The following is a 25647-nucleotide window of genomic DNA, read 5'->3' as shown; positions in this document are numbered from 1 at the left end:
TCGGATAAGGCTTTTATATTTATAAAGAGGTTGAAGGTTGTATGTTATTAGGGTTAAACTCTGAGGTTATTAATAATTTCAGATATATTTTTATAGTTAGCTATAAACTATACTTAGAATTAAGGAGGAAATTGATGTGACAGTTAAGAAATCTTATGAAGAAATCAACGAAAAGATAAAAAGTGGAGAGGCAGTAGTAGTTACTGCTGAAGAAGTAATCGATATTGTTAAGGAGAAGGGAATGAAGGAAGCAACTAAGTATGTTGATGTTGTAACAACAGCCACCTTTGGACCTATGTGTTCTACAGGAGCATTTCTAAACTTTGGTCATTCGGATCCACCAATAAGAATGTCTGAGATATATTTAAACGGGGTATCAGCCTATGGAGGATTGGCAGCAGTAGATGTTTATATTGGAGCAACAGAGGAATCAAAGGAAAAGGGTATGGAATATGGTGGTGCCCATGTAATATGTGACCTTATAGATGGGAAAAAAGTTCATCTTATGGCAACTGCTAGGGGAACAGACTGTTATCCATGTAAGGAGGTAGAAACATATATTACTAAGGATTCTATAAATGAAGCCTACTTATTTAATCCACGAAACTGCTATCAGAACTACAATGCAGCTATAAACACTTCTGATAAGAGAATATATACCTATATGGGAATACTACAACCTAATAAAGGAAATATTACCTACTCAACATCAGGACAGCTTAGTCCACTTTTAAATGATCCTCTATATAGAACTATAGGCATAGGAACAAGGATTTTTTTAGCAGGGACAGTGGGATATGTCTCATGGCAGGGAACACAATTTAACTCTGGAGGTGCTAGAGATGAGAGGGGTATACCACTAGGTGGAGGTGGAACTCTGGCATTAATAGGGAACTTAAAAAATATGAGTACAGAGTATATAAGACCAGCAGTATTTGAAAAATATGGCACATCTATATTTGTAGGTGTAGGGATACCAATACCTATAATTGATGAAGAAATGATGAAACACGTGTCAATTGAAGACAAAGATATATATACAAATATTATTGATTATAGTGTAAAAAGAAGAAGTAAGCCGAGTTTGGGAAGAGTAAGCTATGAAGAGCTTAGAAGAGGGAAAATAACACTGGATGGCAAGGAGATTAAGACAGCTCCATTGTCAAGTCTTCAAAAGGCACGTAAGATTGCTGATGAGTTAAAGACATGGATAAAGAAAGGTGAATTTTTAATACAAGAGCCTGTTCAGACCTTTCCAACTAATAATAAATTAAAATCCCTTGAAATAGTAGAAGAAGAGGAGGTTTAAAATGAAAAAGCTATTACTTTTATCTTTTCCATCAAATTTGACAGGTGAACCTATTACATATACATTAATAAAAAACTATGATTTGAAGATAAACATATTAAGAGCATCTATAGATTATAATATTGAGGGTTCCTTATTTTTGCAAGTAGAAGGATTAGAGGAAAAGTTAGATTTGAGTATAAAATATTTAAAAATTAAGGGTGTTAAAGTGAAGGTGATAAATACAGCAATAACAATAGATGAGGATAAATGTGTTAATTGTGGAGCATGTACGGCTATTTGTGAGGTAGGGGCCCTTACTATGGATGAAAGTTGGAAGGTGACCTTTAAGAAACATAGGTGTCTTGATTGTAAGCTTTGTATAAAGGCATGTCCAGTAAGAGCTATAACTAGTATAGTTTAGTAGGAAAAAGATATACTTTGTTTTAAGTTGGTGATTAGATGTATGAAGAAAGATTTTACAGGGAGTATATGAAGTCAGACAAGTTTGTAAACTTTACAGTGATTGATAAAGAATCTGACCTGCACATATCTGCAAAAACTAATCTGGAGAAGGAAGCTAAAAAGTATCTAAAAAAATATAGAAATGCTATTAGAACTTATGGAGATGATAATGCTAATTTCTATAAAAGTTTATCACCTATAGATGTGGCAGATACAGCGGCAAAAATAGTTAAACACATGGCTGAGGCTGCTAAGATTGCTAATGTTGGACCTATGGCTGCTGTGGCTGGCGCAATATCACAGTATGTAGGGCTTGATTTATTAAAACATACCGATGAGATTATTATAGAAAATGGTGGAGATATTTTCATAAAAACCAATAAGGAAAGAAAAATATTGATATATGCAGGAGAATCTCCATTTTCTGAAAAGCTGGCATTATTAATATCTCCAGAGGATACACCTATGGGTATATGTACTTCAGCTGGAACAATAGGCCATTCCCTGAGCTTTGGTAATGCTGATGCAGTTGTAGTATTATCTAAGGATTCATTGGCAGCTGATGCTGTAGCAACTGCAATTGGAAATATTATAAAGGAACCAAGTGATATAGACAAAGGAATCCAATATGGAAAGGCTATTAAAGGTATAGAAGGTATTTTAATAATAATCAAAGACAAGATGGGTGCTTGGGGTAAGGTTGAATTGGTAAAACCGTAATTATATATGATGGGAGGTATGGCAATGTTAATTAGAGATAAATTTAAAAATAAAAATCCACTTATTTCATTTGAAATATTTCCACCAAAGAAGGATTATCCTGTAGATACAATTTATGGAACGGTAGATGCTTTAAATGATCTAAGACCTGATTTTATCAGCGTAACTTATGGAGCGGGAGGTAGTACAAAGGATACTACCGTGGATATAGCTTCATTTATAAAGAATAAGTATGATTTATCGGCCTTGGCTCATCTTACATGTCTAACATCTACAAAGGATGAAGTAGAAGAGACCTTAAATTCCCTTAAGGGCAAGGGTGTTAGAAATATACTTGCACTTAGAGGTGATTATCCTGAGGGAGCTGGAGCTGATTATATAGGTCCTAATCATTATAAATACGCAAAGGATTTAATTGCACATATTAAGGAAAATGATGATTTTTGTATAGGTGCTGCGTGTTATCCAGAAAAGCATTTAGAATGCCAAAGTCTAGATAAGGATTTACTTCATTTAAAGGAAAAGGTAGATGCTGGAGTAGATTTTCTAATAACACAACTATTCTTTGATAATGAAACCTTTTACAGCTTTAAGGAAAAAGCCGATAAATTAGGCATAAATGTGCCTATTATAGCAGGTATACTACCAGTACTTAATAAGAATCAGGTAGAAAAAATTATATCCTTAACGGGCTGTACATTGCCTAAAAAGTTTTTAAGGGTGTTAGAAAAATATGAACATAAGCCAGAAGCATTAAGGGAAGCTGGAATAGCCTATGCTATAGCACAAATCATAGATCTGTTATCCTGGGGAGTAGATGGAATACATGTTTATACCATGAATAGGCCTAAGACAACAAGAAGAATTATAGAAAGCATCACAAATATAAGAGGAGTACTAGCTAATGAGGAAGCATCTTGATTATAATATTATTAACAAAAACTATATAAAATTAGTAATTAATAAAAATGAAATCTTGCGTTACCTTGGATATAGAAAAAATAAAGTAGATGATATAACCGAAGAAATAATAAATGAATGTATAGAAGAGATGTTTGAAATAGCTAGAACAAACTTTGTATATAATATTTATGATATAGAAATAGAAGAAGACAGTATTAATTTTAGAAATTCAAGCTTCAAAATAAAGGGAAAGGACATATATAAGCATTTACAGAATTCAGAAAAATGTGCTATTATGGCAGTAACCTTAGGAAGTGAAGTAGATGAAAGAATTATGTATTATAGCAAGGTGGATTTAACCAAGAGTGTAATATTTGATGCTTGCGCTACTACAGGAATAGAAGCCCTATGCGACAGAGTAGAGTCCATAATAAAAAAACATGCAATACAAGATGGATATAACACCACTTCCAGATATAGTCCGGGATATGGAGATTTATCTATAAAAATTCAACCTAATATACTAAATATTCTAGATGCTCAAAAACATATAGGACTTACTGTAACCGATAGCTATATATTAATCCCTCGAAAATCTGTAACTGCCCTTATAGGTATAGGTAAAGATGTAAAGGATAAAAAAGTAGGTTGCATGGACTGTAGATTAAATCAAAATTGTTTATTTGCAAAGGAAGGGGATAGTTGTGGGAATACAAAAATTATTAAAGGATAATTTTTTGATCTTCGATGGAGCAATGGGAACCATGCTTCAGAGAGAAGGTTTGAAAGCAGGTGAATTGCCTGAAGCCTATAATATCAATTTTCCAGAAGTTGTATACAATATTCATAGGAAATATATTGAAGCAGGGGCTGATATAATAACTACCAATACCTTTGGAGCAAACAGGTTTAAGCTCAAGGATTCACCATATACCGTTGAAGGTGTAGTTAAAGCAGCCGTAAATATTGCTAAAAAAGCAGCAGAAGATAAATTAGTAGCATTAGATATAGGGGCAACGGGAAAGTTAATGCAGCCCTATGGAACTTTAAGCTTTAATGATGCCTATGATGTTTTTAAGGAACAGGTAATAGCGGGTAAGGCCGCTGGAGCCGATGTTATATTGATTGAAACAATTTCAGATATATATGAAGCAAGGGCAGCTATTTTGGCGGCAAAGGAAAATAGTGATTTGCCAGTTTTCTGCACCTTGACCTTTCAGGAAAATAAACGTACATTAATGGGTACCGATGCTACTACAATGGTTCAGGTTTTTGAAGGTCTTGGAGTAGATGTATTGGGTGTGAATTGTTCTTTAGGACCAAAGCAGATTCAGCCCATAGTTGATGAAATCTTAAAAATTGCCGTTATCCCTGTTATGATACAGCCAAATGCGGGACTTCCTAAATTAATAGATGGAGAAACTATCTATGATTTAACAGCACCAGAATTTGCTAAAGAAGTAAATATAATGGCTGAAAAGGGAGTATCAATATTTGGAGGCTGTTGCGGGACTGATCCTAATTTTATAAGGACAGTAAAGGAAAATCTAAAGGGGCTAAAGCCTAAAAAAATAGAAAATAAGAGATTAACAGCGGCTTGTTCCTCTAAAAAAACAGTTATTCTTGGAGAAAGTGTAAAAATAATTGGCGAGAGAATAAATCCTACAGGAAAAAAGAAGCTTAAGGAAGCACTTCGTAACAATGATATTGATTATATAATATCTGAAGCTATAGTTCAAAAAGAAACTGGTTCTGATATCTTAGATATAAATCTTGGACTTCCAGAAATAGATGAGAAGGAAATGATGAGAAAGGTTGTAATTGAGCTTCAATCTTTAATAGACCTTCCCTTGCAGATAGATAGTGTAAAGGCCGATGTAATTGAGGAAGCAGTTAGAATTTATAATGGCAAGGCTATAATAAACTCAGTGAATGGGAAAACATCAAGCATGGAAAAAATATTCCCTATAGCTAAAAAATATGGTGCTTGTGTTATTGGTTTGACATTGGATGAAGAGGGACTACCCAAAACTGCTGAGAAAAGACTTAAGATAGCTTCAAAGATTATAGAGACAGCTAAAACCTATGGAATACCAGAAGAAAACATTATAATAGACTGCCTAGTACTTACAGCATCAGCAGCTCAAGAATCAGTAATGGAAACTCTAAAGGCAATACCAATGATAAAATCAAAGTATAATGTAAAAACCGTACTTGGAGCTAGCAATGTTTCCTTTGGACTTCCCAATAGAAAGATAATAAATGCTACATACCTGGCATTAGCATTGGGATATGGATTAGATGCACCAATAACAGATTCTACATCAGAAATCCTCATGGATACCATAAGATCCTTTAAGATATTAGCAAATCAAGATAAGGAATGTAAAGAATTCATAGAATTTTACAGCAAGACTCCTAAGAATGATGAAAAAAAAAATCGTATTGAAAAGGATTTAAAGCAGATAATAATAGATGGAATGAAGGAGGAAGCTCAGACAAAGACAAAGGAGCTTCTTGAGAATACTGAATCCATGGAAATAGTTGATTCCTATCTTATTCCGGCTCTGGATATAGTTGGCGAAAGATATGAAAGAGAAGAGATATTTCTTCCACAACTGATTAGAAGTGCAGAAACCGTTAAAGGGGCATTTGATGTTATTAAGGACAAGTTGATAATAGATGGTAAAGATAAGATATCCAAAGGCAGGATAATCCTTGCAACAGTTAAAGGAGATATCCATGATATAGGGAAAAATATAGTAAAAATACTCCTTGAAAATTATGGCTTTGAGGTTATTGACCTTGGAAAGGATGTGCCTATTGAAGATATAGTAAATACTGCTAAAAAGGAAGATATAAGACTAGTAGGATTAAGTGCCCTTATGACTACTACAGTTAAGGCCATGGAGGAAACTATTAGAGAATTAAAAAAACAACATCCTGACTGCTTTGTAATGGTTGGAGGTGCGGTTCTAAATAAGGAATATGCAGAAATGATTGGTGCCCATTATTATGGAAAGGATGCAAGAGAATCAGTAAATATAGCTAAGAAGTTTTTTAAGGTTTAGAAGGAAAATCAAGAATGCTCATAATGAGATTATTCTTGATTTTTTTATTGAAAGTAAAAAATGACACAGGAAATTTAAGTTTTATTAAAGAAATTTTTAAATGGAGTAATTTTTGTGGAAGGTTATTTAAGGATAGGCTTTGCCAATAATCCTAAAATCATCGAAGAAGGCTTGGAAAAAATATCTAAATTCCTTATATCACAAGGATGGAATTAGAATAATTAAATATCTTCTAGCCGTCCCAGTGATATACTTGTCATGAAAAAATCTAGGTTCTTTGTTTTACTGTTATTGCATATAAAATGTAGTAAATAAGAATCAAGAGAAATTAGTTTAATATAGAAATAATAGTATTTAACAAATAGGAAAAGGGAGGATGAAGATGACAAGTAGGAGAAAAAACTTAATGAAAGCTAGATTAAAAAGTATGTTAGTTAGAAGGAGAAAAAGGGTTATAGGTCTAAAAGTTATTATAATTCTTTTTTTAATTATTCTAATTCCGATAATAGTAACGTCAATTATGACAATAATAATGCAAGACTTAGATAAGGATGAGATTAAATCACAGAGAGAATTGCGTATACCCTATGAATACTTAAAAAAGGCATATATAAAAGCTAATAAGGAAGATATATCTTTTTCAAAGCTTCTTACTTACTCAGCCAATGAAGCTAATTTTACAACTGCTGGATATACAGATAAAGCATTACACAGAGCTGTAATATTAGTGAAAAAAAATGAAGGGATGACTAAACCTCAAAAAGCCCTTTATGATATTTATTCAAAGGTATTTGATGATCTAAGGGTAGGACCAATACCTGAGAAGAAGGAAATATATAAATGGAATAAAGAGAACAAGAAATGGAAAAAGGAAGAAGAAAAGCAATATAGTTATACATCTGTCGATGATTTTGGAGCTGTTAGAACCTATGGTGGTGAGCGAAGTCATGAGGGAAATGATTTAATTGCCGACATGGGAACGCCTATAGTCACTATGACGGATGGGGAGATAACCAGATTAGGATGGAACGAGTATGGTGGACAAAGAATAGGTATTACCTCAAGTAAGGGTACATATTTCTACTATGCACATATGGATAGATATGAGGATGGGATTATAAAGGGCAAGAGAGTTAAAGCTGGTGATGTAATAGGGTATATAGGGAATACGGGTTACGGTCTTCCTGGTACAAGGGGAAAACTCATTCCACATTTACATGTTCAAATAGGCTTTAAAATGGGAAGATTCACCAAGGGTTATACTTGGTTTAATCCCTATGATATAGTTAAGTTTTTAGACGATTATAGGATTACGGTGGTTGAAAAAAACATTTAAGTGGTTTCAATAATTATCAATTTTAAAATATAAAAAATAAAATTTTATATTGCAAACTTTTGATTTATATGATATACTTAAAAAGTTAGTTTATTATTTGGGAAAATCTGGTTAAAGCATAGCTGAATAATTTTTTAAATAATCTTATCATTATTTTAGAGAATTATTATAATGCTTTTCATCGTATTTCTATGGATTATTTAAATGAGCAATTACATAATTATTCTTATTAATTTTTTATATAATATGCCATGTTACTGTCTGATGATAGAATATACATATTTTATGTGAAGGAGTTAAGTGTTAATTATCGAAAATATTTAAATAACTGATTGTTTACTAACATACTTTTTAATATGTTAGTTTTTTTGTGCAATATTTACTTTGATACTTACGAAAAGAAAAGTGTACTAATTATTTTTTAACTCGGATAATTGTTTATCTATATGTTTTGCAAAATCTTATTTTGACTTATAATGTACAGAACTAAGAATTAATATAGATGCTATTAATGGTAGATAGCTTTAAGATAAATAATATACTAATAAAAGAACATGTTTAATTATAAAAACATAACAAAGAATATAAAGGAGGTAAAGTAATGACAGTAAGTGTTATATTTCCACTGATAGGTCTATTTCTAATAACGTCATTCACGAATATTTTAGCAACTTTAAAAACTATATTAATATCAAAAAAAATTATGAACCCAGTTTATTTTGTAGTATTTATAGATGCAATGATTTTTGCAACAGTTGTTACTAAAGTAACTAGTTCCAAGGGACTTCATTTCACAATGGCATATGCTCTAGGTAGGACCATGGGTGTATTTATTGGGAATAAACTTGAAGAACGGTTAGCACTTGGCATTTTGGAGGTGGATATATTTTTAAATAGTAAAAATAAAATGATCCAGATAGCAGAAAAGCTTAGAGGCGAAGGCTATACTGTTAATAATTTTTTAGCCCGAGGTAATAATGGGAATAGAAGGTATAAAGTTGAAGTGGTAATTAAGAGAAAAGAATTTACAGTGCTTGAGAACATTATGAATGAATATGGTGTAAGTAATCCAACTTTAAAGATTAAAAATCTAAGCAAAGTAAATGGTAAAATAAGCACAACAAGAATTAAAGCAACATAATCTATATGATGATTATAAAAACTAATGGTGATGAAGAAACTATTAGTTTTTTGTTTTAACATATCTACAGACTAGCTAACTAAAAAAAGGAGATATACCTTTTCTATAGAATATAAAAATGAGATATTGATTTAGAGACATAGGGGGACATAGTATGAATAAAAAATTTATAATGACAGTGTTAGTAATTATTACAATAGGATTTGCATTGTATAGCCATGGTGAATTAAAAGAACAAGAAAAGATTATTGGTATATTAGAAGCTAAATTACAGAAGCTAGAGGAAGATAATGATAAAAAATCTAAAGAACATGACGACTTAAAGCAAAAACTAAATATGACTCAGATAGAATATGAAAATTTTGATATATATGATGTTTTTTTGAAAGAAAAAAATAAGATTAAAAACGCCTATCCATGGCTGGAAACTGAGAAATGGGATAAGATAGTGATAGCTCCCCATGATTCCGATGATAAATACATTTCCGTTAATGATTCTAGAATTCTTAATAGTATTGGTGACTTTTTACATTTGAAATATGAAACCCATGAGCCGCCTTCAGGCTTTACTCCCGATATACCTACATATTTATATACATTTATAAAGGGTGATAAACAATATGATATAGAGGTTGTAGATAGGGGTATAGTAGAAATTGAAGGTAAATATTATGTGGCAAATTTAAACATCCATAAGCTGGGAGAAGCACTGATACCTAGTTCTTCATGGAATAAACCAGGCAATATCGATACAAAGATTGCCAGTGGAGGTATACTGATTGCTAATCAAGGGGTTTCCTATTCAACCTTTAGGATGACAATGTTTGCAAAGACTTTATCAGAGGGAAAGCTGCTTAATAATGCACCAAGTGATAAAGGAGAAAAAAAGGGTGAAAGCACGATATTTTCCCATGGTGAGGAGATTAAATTAGAAAGCTATGATTCATATTTACATATAATTAATAATGAAAAGGAATATTGGTATAGTCTTAAGGATGCATCCTTTTATCTGTATCATATATTTTTCGGAATGGGATAGAAATAATTTTTATGAACATGTTTTATTATAGGAATTTAAGTAAATTTAGGCAACAGAGGTTAGATGCAAACTATTACCAGTAAAATTTTAGAAGCAGAAATTAAGTTTTTTTAGACTTGAAAAAATGACCTTAAAACTTGGAACTTTGGACTAAAATGCGTTGTCAGACGCCTTTATAAATATATAAATTAAGTCTTATTATGCAAATCCCTATCATGGGATTGCCGTGGCAACTGTAATAACAAATATTGACTAAACTGTGTAAAAATATTATAATATATATAAAATTTTATAATTGCTAAATATTTTAATTAAAGATTTAAATATATTTTTCTATAGAATAATTGAGGGTGCTAAGTCCTATATTTTATAGCAAATAGTTTGAAACAACTAAGTGCACCAACTCATATTAAAAAAATTGTATATAAAAATATTATTATGTCGAACAATGTCAGAATATTTGAAATAAAATGAACATAACATTGAAGGGGGGCGATATGAAGAATCTATATAATACATTATTTAAGCATTTTTTAGATTATTATTTTGAATTGAGGGGGATTAAAAGTGTTTAAAAGATCATTAGTGTTTTTACTTGTATTTTGTTTAATTTTTACATTAGCTTTATCAGGATGTTCAAAGGAAACTAATAGCGATTCGCAAGGCTCTGGAGAAAAGCAGGTAGCTGATCAAATAAGTGAAGCTGGACAACAGGATGCTCAAAATGTTAAGAAACAAGAGAGTGATAGTACAGTTCCTAACCCTGCAAAAACGAGGGATTCAAGTAATACATTTATAGTGGGTGATTCTGGTGGATTTAAGGGGCAATTCATTAGTGCTTACAATTCATCAGTTACTGATGCATATGTTATGAGATTATGTTTTAGTCCATTATTAAGATATAATAATAAGGGTGAAATAGAAAATGTTGTTGCGAAGAGCTATGAGGTTTCAGAAGATCACAAAACATTTACATTTCATTTAAGAGATGATGTAAAGTTTTCCGATGGAACTCCTCTTACAGCTAAGGATGTTGCATTTACATATCATACAGTGGCAGATCCAAGCTATGATGGTCGACATATTGCTGTTGTTCAGGATATAGTTGGATTTGATGAGTACAATAAGGATAAGGAAGGTAAAATCAAATTCATGGAAGGTATAAAAGTAATAGACGATTATACTATATCCTTTACTTTTAAAGAAGCATTAAGAATAAATATTGAGAACTTTATAGGACAATTATATATTATGCCTGAGCATTTTTATGGATTTGAAAAAGGTCATACAGAAGAATTGAAAGCTAAACAACATGAAATATTAGGTAGTGGACCATATAAATTAGTAAAATTTGAACCAGGACAATTTGTAGAGATGGAAATAAATGAAAATTATTTTGGTGATAAGAAGCCTCAAATACCAAGAGTCATAATTAAACAAACTGAAGATTCTACTCAAACAGAAGAATTAGTAGCTGGTCAAATTGATATGATAGCTGGAGAGATTGACCCTGATAAGCTTGAGATAGCTAAAGAGGCTGGCTTTATTGATTTTTATAAATATCCAAGATCAGGGTATGGATATCTTAAATTTAACTGTCAAGAAGAACCGACAAATGATAAGAATGTTCGTAAGGCTTTAGTATATGGCTTCAATCGTAAGGCATTTGTTGATACTTTCTTCAAGGGCTTAGCAAAGACCCAAGATGTACCTATCAATCAAGTTGCTTGGGGATATACTAAAGAGCTTCAAGAGAAACTTACAAGTTACGATTACAATCCAGAAAAAGCAGCTGAGCTTCTTGAACAAGCAGGTTGGAAATTAGGTGATGATGGATATAGATATAAAGATGGGAAGAAGCTCACTATTCATATAGCATCAATAGCAGAAGCAGAAATGTGGGAAATGGTTGCGGGTTTAATGGCTGAAAATTATAAACAAATTGGTGTTGAACTTGAAATAAGTATGATGGATTTCAACTCATTACTTACTAAGGTTTATGATGAAAGAGAAGGCTTTAATATGTATAGTATGGCAGTTAATTTCTATACACCTGACCCAGCACAAGATTTGTATAGTAATTGGCATTCAAAGTTTGATATACAAGGTGGAGATAATACTGCTAGATTCCGCAACGATAAGAATGATGAGTTGTTAGTAGAATTAAGGAAAGAATTTGATTTAGATAAGGCTAAGAAACTATATGAAGAATGGGCACTAAATATAAATGATGAAATGCCGATATTGATTTTATATGCTAACCTTTATACAGACCTAGTTAATAACAGAGTTAAGGGATATAATCCTACAGCTATTTATAACTGGTCCCATGATATAGTTAATATGTATATAGAAGAATAGAACTCTGTACTTTTATATTCGTATATATAAATATAATGCCCGGTTTATTACCGGGTATTATTCAATATATCAGAAAATGTTAAGTTTTCTTAATTAAATAAATTAAAAGGAGGAGATATATTGCTAAAGTACATTTTAAGAAGATTACTTCAAATGATTCCAGTAATACTTATCATTTCTATGCTTTTATTTATTTTAGTACAGGCTATGCCTGGAGACCCAATACAGGCTTACTTAGGAGTAAATAGCAAGGTTAATCCTGAGGTAAAAGAGAGAATAAAGGCAAAGCTGGGACTTGATAAACCAATACATATTCAGTACATAATGTGGTTAAAGCGTATGCTGACAGGAGACTTTGGAGAATCAATAGAGTATAAAAGGCCTGTAAGTGAAGTAATAAGCCAGTTTATATGGAATACATTTTTACTAAATATAGTTGTTTTTATATTAGCATTTGGTATTTCCATACCCGTTGGGATAATATGTGCTGTTAAAAAATATTCAAGGACTGATAATTTTTGGACTGTATTTTCACTAATAGGTATTTCTATGCCATCCTTCTTTTTTGGACTGTTGTTGATTTTTGGTTTTGCAGTAAATTTAAAGATATTCCCTATAAGTGGTATGATTACTGCTGGAAGTCGGTACACAGGTCTAGCTTATGCTTTAGATGTAGCTAAGCATATGGTTCTTCCTACAATTGTGCTTACAATTGGTAGTTTAGCAAGCCTAGTAAGATATGTTCGTAATAGTATGCTTGAGGTTATAAAGCAGGATTACATAAGAACAGCTCGCTCAAAGGGTTTAAGTGAGAAAGTTGTTATATATAGACATGCATTTCGTAATGCTTTGATTCCTATAGTTACTTTAATAGGTATTTGGATACCTACATTATTTACAGGTGCAATTATCACAGAGAGGGTATTTGTTTGGCCTGGAATTGGTAGAGTATTATATCATGGAGTTATTATGAGAGACTATAATATAGTAATGACTCTTAATATGTTTTTCGCTATACTCATGCTTATGGGGAATCTATTACAGGATATTGGATATGCCCTAGTTGACCCAAGAGTTAAAGTAGAATAGGAGGCTAAGGTTATGAAGTCAGAAGCAATTAAAAAGGCTGATGCTCAAAAGAAAAATGAAGAGCAAGAAGTTGTTGGACTATGGGAAATGGTATGGGCTAACTTTAAAAAGAATAAATTAGCTGTATTTGGATTGATAGCAATTTCTATATTGATATTATTAGTTATTTTAGCACCGATTATTACGCCCTATGAAAGAGATGCTGTAGATTTACTCAATGCTGAACAGCCGCCTAGTATGAGTCATTGGCTTGGAACTGATGAATTAGGTAGGGATTACTTTACTCGTATATTATATGGTGGACGAATTTCGCTTAAGGTTGGATTATTTTCTGTAGGGGTTTCATTAGTCCTAGGAATATTATTTGGGGGAGTTTCAGGATTTTATGGTGGTTGGATAGATAACATTTTGATGCGCATAGCAGAAATAATTTACTCTTTTCCATTTTTGCCTCTTGCTATAACATTGTCTGCTATTCTAGGCACGAAGGTTTCTACGGAAAATAAGATGTATATGGTTATGGTTATTATAGGTGTTTTAAGATTTCCAGGTCTTGCCAGAATGATAAGGGGACAGATACTTACTTTGAGAGAACAAGAATTTATGCAAGCTGCAACAGCTTTAGGATTATCGGATTCTCGTAAAATATTTAGACATTTGATACCGAATACATTTGCTTATATAATAGTAAATGCAACTTTAGGTGTTGCAGGAGCAATAATGTCTGAATCTGCATTATCCTTCTTAGGTCTTGGAGTAGTTCCTCCTATACCCACATGGGGAAATATGGTTACATATGCAACAAGATCATACGTTTTGAAGAATATGCCGTGGCTTTGGATACCACCAGGGTTTTGTATATTTATTGCAGTTATGAGTATTAACTTAATGGGTGACGGCTTAAGGGATGCAGTTGATCCAAAATCAAATCGTTAGGAGGGATAAAAGTGTCAGAATTTCTGTTAGATGTAAAAAATGTAAAAACTCACTTTTTTACTGATAAGGGAGTTGTAAAGGCAGTAGATGGTGTTGATTTTAAGATAAAGAAGGGAGAAACTCTAGGAATAGTTGGAGAATCTGGTAGTGGTAAGAGTGTAACCTCAATGTCGGTTATGCAGTTGGTGGAAGAACCTGGTAAAACTATAGAAGGGGCAATAAAGTTTAAAGGTGAAGACTTACTGCAAAAAACAACTGAAGAGATGCAGACCATTCGTGGTAATGAAATTTCTATGATATTTCAGGAGCCAATGACTTCATTAAATCCTGTTTTTAAAGTAGGGGAGCAAATAATGGAGGTTTTAATGCTCCATCAAGATATGAGCAGAGAAGAAGCAAAAAATAAAGCTATTGAAATGCTAAAGATTGTTGGAATACCTAGAGCAGAGAGGGTTGTAGATGATTATCCTCACCAGCTGAGTGGAGGTATGCGTCAGAGGGTTATGATAGCCATGGCATTAGCATGTGAACCGAGTTTGCTTATAGCAGATGAACCTACAACTGCTTTAGATGTTACAATACAAGCGCAGATTTTACAGCTTATGAATGAATTGAAAAAAAAGCTTGGAACAGCTATAATGCTTATAACCCATGACCTTGGAGTTGTTGCTCAAATGGCAGACCATGTAATAGTAATGTACTGTGGAAAGGTAGTTGAAGATGCTCCAGTTGAAGAACTTTTTGAAAATCCAAGTCATCCTTATACAAAGGGTTTAATGAAATCAATACCAAGTCTTGATGATGATAAACGAAGACTTGACAGTATAGAAGGAATGGTACCACATCCGCTTCGCCTACCAAAGGGATGTTATTTCGAACCAAGATGTCCTTATGCAATAGAAAAATGTAAAACCCATAAACCAGAATTAAAGGAAATAGCATCAGGACATAAGGTGAGCTGTTTTGTAGCAACTGAGGAGGTGAGATAATGGGCCAAGCATTATTAGAAGTAAAGAATTTAAAAAAATATTTTCCAGTAACGGGTGGTTTTTTTAAAAAGACCGTGGGGTATATTAAGGCTACAGATGACGTTTCATTTAAGATAAAAGAAGGTGAAACCTTAGGTTTAGTTGGAGAATCAGGTTGTGGAAAATCTACAACTGGTAGAGCTATATTGAGATTGCATGAGCCTACTTCTGGTGAAATTTATTATAAGGGAAAAGATGTAATTAATGCTTCTAAAAACGAAATGAAAGAATTAAGACGAGAAATGCAGATAGTTTTTCAAGATCCATATAGTTCCTTAAATCCAAGGATGACAGTTGGACAAATAATCAGTGAGCCTATAGTACAACATGGCTTTATGAAAAAGGGAAAAGAGTTAGAAGACAGGGTATGTCAGCTATTAGAAAAATGTGGATTAGCAAGATACCATATTAATCGTTATCCACATCAATTTTCTGGTGGACAAAGACAGAGAATAGGTATAGCTAGAGCATTGACTTTAAACCCATCATTTATTGTTGCTGATGAACCAGTATCAGCTTTAGATGTTTCTATTCAGTCACAAGTATTAAATTTAATGATGGATTTACAGGAGGAGCTTGGACTTTCATACTTATTTATTTCCCATGATCTTAGCGTTGTTAGACATATAAGTAATAGAGTAGGAGTTATGTATCTAGGGTCGTTAGTTGAACTTTCAAGTAAAAAAGAATTATTTCAAGATCCTAAACATCCATATACTAGGGCTTTGCTATCGGCTATTCCTGTTGCTAACCCAAAAACTAAAAAGAAACAGATTATATTAAAGGGAGATATTCCAAGTAACGTTAATCCTCCATCTGGTTGTAAATTCCATACACGTTGCCCCTATGCTGAAGATATATGTAAGGAACAAGTGCCTGAATTCAGGAAGCTAGGAGATGAACACTTTGTGGCGTGTCACCTCGCAAAATAAAAGACATAAGGAATGGGTTGAAGAGCGTAAAAAGCAAATAGATGAGGAATATAAAGATAGACCACTAGATGTTGGATGGAAAGATATACTTGCTATGATAATTGCTGCTTTTCAAGTTTTGACTCCAGTTTTCTTCCTTGTAGCTATTTTTATAACACTGGTTTTTGTAGGCTTTAATTTTCTATTGAAATAATAGTGAAATAATAAGATATAAGTATATACAATTATGTAGAATCCTGAAGATTAAAAAACAGTAATACTCCTGATTTTATGCTGTTAACCTTAAAGAAAGGGATTTTAAGGCTAAGTAAATCGATCAAGTAAAGACTTTAATTTATACATGTCCAAAATGTCCAATAATATTGTGTATTTGTACATGTATAAATTAAGTCTTATTATGTAAATCCTATATATAATTATAGATATAGCTTTTACAAGCTATATAATGAATATAAATACTATCATATCTATTTTTGGGAGTTAATCATTTTTTCTAGAGTAATAATCCATAATAGCCTCACCAATTGACTTTGCACATTGAATCTTACCTTCTTCCGACATCAAAAACTCTATATCTTGTGGATTGCTCAGATAGCCTAATTCAACTAATACTGATATGGCTTTAGTGTTTCTTAATACATATAGAGGGCGATCACGTTCATATTTTAAACCCCTATTTTTTGTATAGCCTATGCTTGAAAGTTTGTTACTAATTTTTTTAGCAAGGACTTCAGCTTCAGTATTTTCAAATCTACACCATACTTCAACACCTCTAACATCTTTAGATTTTATAAAGTTATTAGCATGAATTGATATAAAAATATCAGCATTAGATTTATTAGAAATTTTACATCTTCCTTTCAAAGATTCTTTTTGGTTCTTCCACGGTATCTTGTCTTTTTTACGGGTATATATGACCTTCACATTCTTTTTTTTCAAAATTTCACCTAATTTTAGAGAAATATCTAGAACAATATCCTTTTCATTAACTTTATAGGTTTGATTTACAGCGCCTGAGTCATATCCACCATGACCAGGATCTATACAAATAGTGAAAATATAATCTGGTGAACACTTCATAAAAACAAGGAGACTTATGATAGTTATGGTAATAGTTAGTACTGTTAATACAAATAGGCGTCGGTAGAAACGTCTTTTTATGAATAAGGATTTTTTTTTGTAATTTGCTTCCATAAAATTAACTCCTTCTAAGAACTGTATAGTTTAAATGTATGAACCTTTATAAATGAATCATATAAGACAATATTAGAGATAAACAACTTCAAGGTTTAATAAATTTCAAAGAAAAAATGTAGAAGCATTCATTATTTTCTTTGAAATATATTTTAAATGTTAATGTTGTTTATCTATAGATAAATAATCACATCAAACTTAATTATACTACAAAAACTTGCAATATAGTTATATATGTCCAAAACTTAATCTATAAAATATACAAAATCAACAAAGAATATTAAATATTTTGGTATAATTAAATGAGTAAATTCCATAGTTACCATTTATAAATAGACTAGTGCCTTGAAGGGTAAACCAAAAGATTTATTAACAATCAGGATAGAATTTTAGAGTATCAAATATGTATAAACTACATTGTTTCTTTATGGATATAAAATTAGTGATAAAATATATGTAAAGAATTATTTATTAATGTCAGCAATATATATCCTTTAAAGGAGTGAAAAGAATGTTTTTACATTCGAAAAAATTATTGGCTAAAGATATTATGTCTAAGGAATTCCTTATAGCTAATGAAAATTATAGAGTCAATGAACTTATTAGAGCTATGCTTAAGGAAAACATAGAAGAAGTATTTATTGTAGATAAAAAAAATAAATTGATAGGATTTGTTAGATTCATCGATATAGTTAAAATGATAGGAGAAAATCTGAATCAAGATATACCTATAAAAAAATATATAGATGATGCAATAAGTGTTGATAAAACAACATCTTTATTAGTTTGTAAAGACATAATGTTAGAAAATAGAATTAGAAAATTACCTGTAATAGAGAATGGAGAAATAATAGGGGTTATAAAAAAAGATGAAGTATTGAATTATTTATATACTAATTTAAAAAAATCACAAGCAAAATTAAATCATATACTTGATAGTATACATGAAGCCCTATGTGTTATAGATAAAGAGGGACAGGTTGTTTTTTGGAATGAAAAAAGTGAAAAATTATATGATGTTTCATCAAAAGAAATTGTTGGTAGGCATATGAAGGACTTTTTTCCAGATGCCATGATATTAAAGGTTCTTAAAAGCAGACAAGCTGTTAAAAATGTTTATCATATGCCTAAGAAAGATTACCATATTATTATTAATGTTGAACCCATATGGATAGATGGAGAGTTTTCTGGGGCTGTAAGTACAGATAGAGATATATCAGAAGTAAAAAAGATGTCTAGTGAACTACAAAAAGCAAATGAAACCTTACAGTACCTAGAAGAAGAAATGAAGAGAGTTATGGGCGATCAATTAGGAGAAATTATTGGTAAAAGCGAAAAAATAAGAAAAAAGATTGAAACTGCTAGACAAATTGCAGCAACTGAGGCTAGCATACTTCTTACAGGTGAGAGTGGTACAGGAAAGGAAGTTTTTGCAAGGTACATACATGATCATAGCGATAGAAAAGGTCTCTTTATTCCTATCAATTGTAGTGCAATTCCCAATGAATTATTTGAAAGTGAATTTTTTGGATATGAGAAAGGTGCATTTACAGGGGCTAATAATATGGGGAAAATAGGGTTATTCGAATTAGCAGAGGATGGAACTATATTCCTAGATGAAATTGGAGACTTACCCTTATCCATGCAGGCTAAGCTTTTAAGGGTATTACAAGAAAAGCAAATAAAGCGTGTTGGAGGAAATAAATATATCCCTATTAATGCACGAGTTATTTCAGCAACTAATGTGGATTTAAAAAAATTAGTAGAAGAAAAAAAGTTTAGACAGGATTTATATTATCGTATTAATGTAGTAGAAATAAATTTACCGCCTTTAAGGGAAAGGGAAGGAGATATTCCTTTACTAATCGATTCTTTTTTGAAGGAATTATGTAAGAAAAATAAAAAAAATATTCTAGGAATAGAACCAGAAGTTCTAAAAATATTAGAAAATTACCACTGGGAAGGTAATATTAGGGAGCTAAAAAATACCATTGAGAATTTGGTGGTATTATGTAGACAAGATACTATAACCATAGATTTGATTCCCAAATATATTATTAATAGAGTAGGTGAAAAGAGGTTTATGGGAGAAAATAGCCTCGATTTAAATAAATCTATTAAGAAATTTGAAGTTGATATGATTCGGAAAGCTTTGGAATTAGCAAATGGAAATAAGGTTAAGGCTGCAAAATTATTAAATATACCTAGGACTACATTATACTATAAGCTTGAAAGCTATAAAATAGAATGTCGATAATCCGACAAATGACGGATTATCGACATTCTATTTTATTTTAAAAATATTGTTAGTAAAATCACAAGAAATAGAGATTAAAAATTTAATAGGTATCTTGATAAAATAAAAAAATGTCGGAAAACAGACAAAACTTTTATCAATAAAGTGAATTTATTATTATGATAAAAAGCATAGATTTTCTTTATAGTTTGTGAAAAAGCGCCTTTAGAAGAAAAAAAGCATTTCTATATAATTTTTGGCACAATTGTTGCTTAATATAATTATGTGAAAAAAAACACAAAGTAAAGGGGGGAAAAGATGAATATTACTATATTATTAAAGCAACACATAGGCAAAGAAGCAAAGCCAATAGTGAAGATAGGTGAAGAGGTGAAAAAGGGACAGTTGATAGCAATGCCTCAAGGATTAGGTGCAAATATACATTCTAGTGTATTTGGAAAAGTAATAGAGATAGATGATTCAAGGATTATTATAGAGGCATATGAAGATCAATCAGGAGATTATGTAAAAATAAAGGATACAAAAGATAACCTTGAAGCCATACAGGATGCTGGAATCGTTGGAGCAGGAGGAGCAGGCTTTCCAGCCCATATAAAATTTAATGCCAATTTAGAGGGCGGATGTATTATTGTTAATGCTGCAGAGTGTGAACCGACACTAAATCATAATATCCTTTTGCTTGAAGAGAATCCAGATATCGTAATTAGAGGACTTAAAATAGTTATGGAAATCACAAATGCTGCTAGAGGATATATTGCAATCAAGCCTATTCATAAGAAAGCTTTAATAGCAGTTGCTAAAGCATGTAGGAATGAAGAAAATATTGAAGTAAAATTTTTACCCAATATGTATCCAGCAGGAGATGAAAGGGTCATTGTAAGAGAATTGTTAGGAATTGTTTTAAATCCAGGACAATTACCTATTGAAGCAAATGCCATCATATCTAATGTTGAAACCCTTAAAAACGTAGCATTAGCTATTGATGAAAGAAAACCAGTAATTACGAAGGATATTACAGTAGGAGGAAGATTAAGAAATGCTTCTAAGGGGAAGGTGTTTTTTGATGTGCCAATAGGGATACCTGTTAATTATTATATAAAGGAATGTGGAGGTTATATTGAACCCTATGGTGAGATTGTAATAGGAGGGCCTTTTACAGGAAAGCATGGTGAAGAATCGACTCCTATTACTAAAACAGTAGGTGGAATATTGGTAAGCATGCCTTTTCCAAGAGAAAAAAGAAAAATCGGAGTTATTGCTTGCGAATGTGGTGCTCAAGAAAAAAGGTTAGAAGAAATTGCCCACTATATGGGTGGCGAGGTTATAGCCACTACAAAATGCAAAAGAATGATTGAAGTAAATGGAAGATATAGATGTGATAAGCCCGGTACTTGCCCAGGTCAAGCTGAAAAGGTTCTTTATCTAAAAAAACAAGGGGCAGAAGTGGTACTTACTGGAACATGTCAGGATTGAACTAACACAGTTATGAATGTAGCTCCTAGGTTAGGAGTTTCCGTATATCATAGCACCGATCATGTTCTAAGGGCTTTTGGTCACAAGCTGTATAGAAAAACAGAATAATAAATTTAAGTAAATAAGGAGGAAATCATATGTCTATCACATTAGAAACTGCCCAAGAACATGCCAATGATATTGCTGTTACATGCTGTAGGTTCGAAGCAGGGACTGTTATTGAACCGTCTAATTTAGAAGATCCAAATATCATTCCAGATCTAGAAGCTTCAGGATTGCTAGAAATTCCAGATAATTGTTTGAAGATTGGTGAAGTTTTAGGAGCAGTTTTAAAGGAAACGGTTGATGCATTAACTCCACTAACATCTGATTTAGTAGATGGAGTGAAAACTATTGAGGGATCAGAAAGCACTAAAGTATCTGATGAAGATGATGGAATTGAAGAAAAAGAAGCTAGAGAAGGAATTGAGGGTGCTGCAATTCCTGTAGCACCTATAGGAAGCTTTACTGGAAGTACAGTAAAAATTCATATTGGAGAAGGAAAGGATATCAATCTTGAAATTCCTGTATCAATAGCTGGTGGTATGCCAGTAGCACCATTATCTCATACATCCAATAAAATAAAAGAGATTCCAGTGGTTGAAGAAACAGAAGAAAAAGGAGAAAAGAGCACAGAAAAAATAGTAAGAAGCCTAAAAAGAAAGCACTTTAAAATAGATACTGTCGAATTAGGTGAAGAGACAAAAATAGAAAAAACAAAGCTAACTATTAGAAAAGATGTTCTAAAGGATGCAATTGCGTCACAGGATTTGGTTGTGGATATGAAGCTAGATATTATAACACCAGAAAGATATCAAGAATATAGTGAGACTATAATGGACGTTCAACCCATTGCTGTTAAAGAAGAAGGAGAGCTTGGGGAAGGAATTACTAGGGTTATAGATGGTGTTATTGTTATGGTGACTGGTACAGATGAAAATGGCGTTCAAATTGGTGAATTCGGTTCTTCAGAAGGAATCCTAGATAGAAATATTATGTGGGGAAGACCAGGGTCACCAGATAAAGGTGAAATATTCATAAAAACAGAAGTGAAAATAAAAGCTGGGACAAACATGGAAAGACCAGGTCCTATGGCAGCCCATGAAGCTACTGACATTATTACTCAGGAAATAAGGGAAGCTCTAAAAAAAGCAGATGATAGTCTTATCGTAAATGAGGAAGAGTTCAATCAAATCCGTAGACCAGGCAAAAAGAAAGTAGTAATAGTCAAGGAGATTATGGGACAGGGTGCAATGCACGATAACTTTATTCTACCAGTAGAACCAGCAGGAACCTTAGGAGCAAAACCAAATGTTGATTTAGGAAATGTACCTGTTGTTGTATCGCCTCTTCAAGTATTGGATGGGTGCATCCATGCGTTAACTTGTATTGGACCAGCTTCTAAGGAAACTACTAGACATTATTGGAGAGAACCTTTAGTGAAAGAAGCCATGAATGATGAAGAGATAGACTTAGCAGGGGTAATATTCGTGGGTTCTCCTCAAGTAAACTCTGAAAAATTCTATGTTTCAAAGCTGTTAGGAATGACTGTAGAGGCTATGGATATTGATGGAGCTATAGTAACTACAGAAGGTTTCGGAAATAACCATATTGATTTTGCAAGTCATATAGAACAAATTGGAATGAGGGGAATTCCAGTAGTCGGTGTTACCTTTTCAGCTGTTCAAGGGCAATTAGTTGTTGGAAATCCATATATGAATACATTAGTCGATAACAATAAGTCAGCTCAAGGTATTGAAAATGAAATTCTTGAAAATAATTGTCTTGCACCAGAAGATGCAGTAAGAGCAATATATATGTTAAAGGCAAGAATGGCAGGAGAAGAAATAAAGGAAGCTGAAAGAAAATGGAATCCAAATGTTAAACTAAACAATATTGAAGCTATAGAAAAATCAACTGGAAGAAAGATAGAACTTGAACCTAATGAGCAATCATTAGAAAAAAGCAAAAAAAGAAGGGAAATTTATGAAGTAGAATAAAAAAATAAGGTGATAGAGATGAATAGATTAAAATACATATCATCTGAAAGATTTTTTGAAGGAGTAGTTGTTGGAGTAGATGATGGCTCCGTGACAATAGATCTTAAAGGAAGAATGGGTCAGCTTAAGGTTCCTAGGAGGTTAGTAATAACAGAATATGAAATATTGGTAGGTCAAGAAGTTGGTTTTATGATGACTTATCCAGAGGTATTGGGACCAGATATAGATGAAGAATATGCAAAACATGCTATGAGGTAAGAAGAGATAAGAAAAAAGTTAAAAATAAAAGAAGAGGAGGAAAATTATGAGTTTAACTGTAGTAAAAGGACTGCAATCTGAAATTTTTGTTCCAAATACCCCTCCAGTGGTATGGACTCCCGTAACGAAACCATTGAATGAAATGGTTGTAGCATTGGTTACTGCTGCTGGAGTACATTTGAAAACAGATAAAAGATTCAATTTAGCTGGAGACACAAGTTTTAGAGTTATTCCAGGAGATACTCCAAGCGACCAATTGATGGTGTCTCATGGAGGATATGATAACGCCGATGTAAACAAGGATATTAACTGTATGTTTCCAATTGATAGAATGAGAGAACTAGCAGAAGAAGGAGTTATCAAGGGACTTGCTCCTGTAAATTTTGGATTTATGGGTGGCGGTGGAGATGTTAAGGTTTTCACTGAAGAAACAGGTCCCCAAATAGCTAAGCAATTAAAGGAAGAGGGTGTAGATGCAGTATTGCTTACAGCTGGCTGAGGGACATGCCACCGCTCTGCCGTGATTGTGCAGAGAGCAATTGAGGAAGCTGGAATACCTACTATTATTATTGCAGCTTTACCTCCTGTAGTAAGACAAAATGGTTCACCAAGGGTATCTGCTCCATTGGTTCCAATGGGTGCAAATGCAGGGGAACCTAATAATCCAGAAATGCAAAGATTAATCACAAAAGAAACTTTAGAGGCATTGGTATCTATTGAAACACCAGGAAGAATCAAAAACCTTCCTTATGAATATATAGCAGAGATATAGCAAGAAATCTTCCCGTTCTATTTAAGGACGGGAAGAAAAACAAATATATTCTAGTGGAGGGGAAAGAGATGAAAGATACTATTTTAAGAAGGCTTGTCATAAAATCCTTTCATATAGAACAAGTTATGTTTGGAAAGAAAACTACCATTCATGAAAATACTCTTACTATTGATAAAAAAGAGATTCCTTTGTTAGAAGAATCAGAAGAATTAGTAAAAAGTATTCAGATAGATATTTTAAAACCAGGAGAATATCATAAGTATACAAATACCATAATGGATATTATTCCTATTTCTGCTAAAGTATTAGGAGAGATAGGAGAAGGTATTACCCATACGCTCACAGGAGTATATGTGATGCTAACAGGTGTAGATGAAGATGGCAGGCAAATGAGTGAATTCGGTTCTTCAGAAGGATTTCTTGATGAGCAGATGGTATTTGATCGAGCAGGGACTCCTTCGATAAAGGACTATATTATTCATTTTGATGTCACTTTAAAGGGTGGATTGCCATTTAGTAGAGAACTTACACTAGCTACCCATAGGGTCTGTGATAGATTTATTCAAAACTTAAGAAATATACTTAAAAATATGGATGGAAGAAAATGTAGTGAAGCAAATGAATACTATGACAGAATTAGAAGTGGGAAAAAAAATGTCTTGATTATAAAACAAATTGCAGGACAAGGGGCAAATTACGATAATCAAATACTACCAAGTGAGCCTAGTGGATTTAGCGGTGGACGATCCATAATAGATATGGGGAATATACCTATTATCCTATCTCCAAATGAATATAGAGATGGGGCAATAAGAGCTATGACATAGAGGATAGGTGATGAAAAATGGGAATAGGACCATCTACTAAAGAGACGACACTGCATCATTTTAGAGATCCTCTTTTAGAGGTTGTTTCCAATGATGAGGACGTAAATTTATTAGGGGTTGTAGTTGTAGGAACACCTCAGAGTAATAAGGAGAAGTATTATGTTGGTAAGAGAACAGCTGTTCTTGCAGAAGCATTAAGAGCCGATGGAGTTATTATTTCAGTTGATGGATGGGGGAATTCTCATGTTGATTATGCAAATACCATAGAGGAAATTGGGAAAAGAAAAATTCCATTGGTTGGACTGAGTTTTATCGGTACACAAGCAAAATTTGTGGTAACCAATAAATATATGGATACCATTGTTGATTTTAATAAATCAAAAGAGGGCATTGAAACAGAAGTTGTTGGTGAAAATAATGTGAATCATATGGATTGTAAAAAAGCTTTGGCTTTTTTAAAGCTAAAGATGAAGAAGAATGAAAGATGACTATATAATGCTGTAAAATTTTTAGTATTA

At 32.5% G+C, this 25647-nt stretch carries 23 protein-coding genes; 22 read left to right on the top strand and 1 reads right to left on the bottom strand.

What is annotated here, in order from left to right:
- The first annotated feature begins 136 nt into the window (after positions 1–136).
- The 15 genes from BUB36_RS04020 (at position 137) to BUB36_RS03950 (ending at position 16502) form a co-directional block, all read left to right on the top strand.
- On the top strand, positions 137–1309 hold the full coding sequence (locus tag BUB36_RS04020; RefSeq protein WP_073147274.1) for a homocysteine biosynthesis protein: 1173 nt from the start codon (positions 137–139) through the stop codon (positions 1307–1309).
- 1 nt (position 1310) lies between these two features.
- On the top strand, positions 1311–1712 hold the full coding sequence (locus BUB36_RS04015) for an NIL domain-containing protein (protein WP_073147272.1): 402 nt from the start codon (positions 1311–1313) through the stop codon (positions 1710–1712).
- Between the two features lie 38 nt (positions 1713–1750).
- Complete coding sequence (locus tag BUB36_RS04010) at positions 1751–2473, top strand: UPF0280 family protein (RefSeq protein WP_073147270.1); 723 nt, start codon at positions 1751–1753, stop codon at positions 2471–2473.
- Positions 2474–2497: 24 nt separating this feature from the next.
- Positions 2498–3394 (top strand): methylenetetrahydrofolate reductase [NAD(P)H], encoded by an 897-nt coding sequence (metF, locus tag BUB36_RS04005; RefSeq protein ID WP_073147268.1) that lies wholly within the window; start codon positions 2498–2500, stop codon positions 3392–3394.
- Complete coding sequence (locus BUB36_RS04000) at positions 3378–4109, top strand: vitamin B12 dependent-methionine synthase activation domain-containing protein (protein WP_073147266.1); 732 nt, start codon at positions 3378–3380, stop codon at positions 4107–4109. The genes metF and BUB36_RS04000 overlap by 17 nt, the downstream gene beginning before the upstream one ends.
- Complete coding sequence (locus BUB36_RS03995) at positions 4081–6447, top strand: homocysteine S-methyltransferase family protein (protein WP_073147263.1); 2367 nt, start codon at positions 4081–4083, stop codon at positions 6445–6447. Before BUB36_RS04000 ends, BUB36_RS03995 begins: the two co-directional genes overlap by 29 nt.
- Positions 6448–6829: 382 nt before the next feature.
- Positions 6830–7783 (top strand): M23 family metallopeptidase, encoded by a 954-nt coding sequence (locus BUB36_RS03990; protein WP_073147261.1) that lies wholly within the window; start codon positions 6830–6832, stop codon positions 7781–7783.
- A 601-nt stretch (positions 7784–8384) separates the two neighbouring features.
- A complete protein-coding gene (locus BUB36_RS03985; protein WP_073147259.1) occupies positions 8385–8924 on the top strand; it encodes a DUF5698 domain-containing protein in 540 nt (179 codons plus the stop codon).
- A gap of 154 nt (positions 8925–9078) precedes the next feature.
- Positions 9079–9963, top strand: coding sequence for a hypothetical protein (locus BUB36_RS03980; protein WP_073147257.1), 885 nt, complete (start codon positions 9079–9081; stop codon positions 9961–9963).
- Positions 9964–10530: 567 nt separating this feature from the next.
- Positions 10531–12324, top strand: a complete 1794-nt coding sequence (locus BUB36_RS03975; RefSeq protein WP_073147255.1) for an ABC transporter substrate-binding protein — start codon at positions 10531–10533, stop codon at positions 12322–12324.
- Between the two features lie 120 nt (positions 12325–12444).
- Positions 12445–13413, top strand: coding sequence for an ABC transporter permease (locus tag BUB36_RS03970; protein ID WP_073147253.1), 969 nt, complete (start codon positions 12445–12447; stop codon positions 13411–13413).
- A gap of 12 nt (positions 13414–13425) precedes the next feature.
- Positions 13426–14349, top strand: coding sequence for an oligopeptide ABC transporter permease (gene opp4C / locus BUB36_RS03965; RefSeq protein ID WP_073147251.1), 924 nt, complete (start codon positions 13426–13428; stop codon positions 14347–14349).
- An 11-nt stretch (positions 14350–14360) separates the two neighbouring features.
- A complete protein-coding gene (locus BUB36_RS03960; protein WP_073147249.1) occupies positions 14361–15338 on the top strand; it encodes an ABC transporter ATP-binding protein in 978 nt (325 codons plus the stop codon).
- Positions 15338–16309 carry an ABC transporter ATP-binding protein gene (locus tag BUB36_RS03955; protein WP_073147247.1) on the top strand — a complete coding sequence of 324 codons (972 nt, stop codon included), beginning with the start codon at positions 15338–15340 and terminating at the stop codon, positions 16307–16309. Before BUB36_RS03960 ends, BUB36_RS03955 begins: the two co-directional genes overlap by 1 nt.
- The gene (locus BUB36_RS03950) at positions 16284–16502 is read left to right on the top strand and encodes a hypothetical protein (RefSeq protein ID WP_073147245.1); all 219 of its coding nucleotides are present in this window, start codon (positions 16284–16286) and stop codon (positions 16500–16502) included. The genes BUB36_RS03955 and BUB36_RS03950 overlap by 26 nt, the downstream gene beginning before the upstream one ends.
- A gap of 287 nt (positions 16503–16789) precedes the next feature.
- Here BUB36_RS03950 and BUB36_RS03945 read toward each other — a convergent pair whose 3' ends face one another.
- Positions 16790–17503 carry an N-acetylmuramoyl-L-alanine amidase family protein gene (locus BUB36_RS03945; RefSeq protein WP_073147243.1) on the bottom strand — a complete coding sequence of 238 codons (714 nt, stop codon included), beginning with the start codon at positions 17501–17503 and terminating at the stop codon, positions 16790–16792.
- A 511-nt stretch (positions 17504–18014) separates the two neighbouring features.
- On the opposite strand from BUB36_RS03945, the gene prdR reads away from it, so the two are divergent.
- The 7 genes from prdR to BUB36_RS03905 all read left to right on the top strand — a co-directional run bounded on the left by prdR (position 18015) and on the right by BUB36_RS03905 (position 25617).
- Complete coding sequence (prdR, locus tag BUB36_RS03940) at positions 18015–19760, top strand: sigma-54 dependent transcriptional regulator PrdR (RefSeq protein WP_073147241.1); 1746 nt, start codon at positions 18015–18017, stop codon at positions 19758–19760.
- Positions 19761–20057: 297 nt separating this feature from the next.
- Complete coding sequence (prdC, locus tag BUB36_RS03935) at positions 20058–21341, top strand: proline reductase-associated electron transfer protein PrdC (protein WP_207550751.1); 1284 nt, start codon at positions 20058–20060, stop codon at positions 21339–21341.
- A 29-nt stretch (positions 21342–21370) separates the two neighbouring features.
- The gene (prdA, locus tag BUB36_RS03930) at positions 21371–23272 is read left to right on the top strand and encodes a D-proline reductase (dithiol) proprotein PrdA (RefSeq protein WP_073147237.1); all 1902 of its coding nucleotides are present in this window, start codon (positions 21371–21373) and stop codon (positions 23270–23272) included.
- Between the two features lie 18 nt (positions 23273–23290).
- On the top strand, positions 23291–23530 hold the full coding sequence (locus BUB36_RS03925; protein ID WP_073147235.1) for a CBO2463/CBO2479 domain-containing protein: 240 nt from the start codon (positions 23291–23293) through the stop codon (positions 23528–23530).
- A gap of 46 nt (positions 23531–23576) precedes the next feature.
- Positions 23577–24302, top strand: coding sequence for a D-proline reductase (dithiol) protein PrdB (prdB, locus tag BUB36_RS19050; protein ID WP_084111661.1), 726 nt, complete (start codon positions 23577–23579; stop codon positions 24300–24302).
- A gap of 68 nt (positions 24303–24370) precedes the next feature.
- Positions 24371–25129, top strand: a complete 759-nt coding sequence (gene prdD / locus BUB36_RS03910) for a proline reductase cluster protein PrdD (RefSeq protein WP_073147229.1) — start codon at positions 24371–24373, stop codon at positions 25127–25129.
- Between the two features lie 17 nt (positions 25130–25146).
- The gene (locus BUB36_RS03905; protein ID WP_073147227.1) at positions 25147–25617 is read left to right on the top strand and encodes a glycine/sarcosine/betaine reductase component B subunit; all 471 of its coding nucleotides are present in this window, start codon (positions 25147–25149) and stop codon (positions 25615–25617) included.
- The last annotated feature ends 30 nt before the right edge of the window (positions 25618–25647 follow it).

The sequence above is a fragment of the Paramaledivibacter caminithermalis DSM 15212 genome, from assembly GCF_900142245.1.
Taxonomy (GTDB): domain Bacteria; phylum Bacillota; class Clostridia; order Peptostreptococcales; family Caminicellaceae; genus Paramaledivibacter; species Paramaledivibacter caminithermalis.
Note: the sequence above shows the minus strand (reverse complement) of the source record. Positions and strands in the feature narration are given on the sequence as shown.